The organism is Idiomarina sp. UBA4206 (assembly GCF_002383015.1).
Taxonomy (GTDB): domain Bacteria; phylum Pseudomonadota; class Gammaproteobacteria; order Enterobacterales; family Alteromonadaceae; genus Idiomarina; species Idiomarina abyssalis.
Window position 1 is genome coordinate 1 of sequence record NZ_DFTS01000061.1, and the last position, 332, is coordinate 332.

Sequence of the window (332 nt, forward strand, 5' to 3'; positions counted from 1 at the left end):
CACGCTTTGGATAGATAACTTTCAACTCTACTCATAAGCATCCGACCAATACCTTGCCCTTGATACTCAGGAGCAACTACGACGTCTTGAATGTAAAAATACATAAATCCATCGCCAACAACCCGAGCCATTCCTATCAGCTTTTTGTCGTCTCTGGCTGACACGTGAAATAAAGAACTATTTAAGCTCTTTTGCGCCACAACTAAATCGACACTATCCCAGCCGACTTCACACCGCAAGGCGGTGTACTCTTCAGCTGTCGGTGCTACATCATTAATGATGTAATTGGTTGATTTCACTGTGAAGCCCTAACGCCCCGCTAAACGGCGAGC

At 45.5% G+C, this 332-nt stretch carries 1 protein-coding gene; it reads right to left on the bottom strand.

The genetic code is table 11. The features are described 5' to 3' along the window. Positions 1–299 (bottom strand): GNAT family N-acetyltransferase (locus tag B3180_RS12675; RefSeq protein ID WP_286844930.1); only part of this gene is annotated, 299 nt, incomplete at its 3' end. Positions 300–332 lie beyond the last annotated feature (33 nt).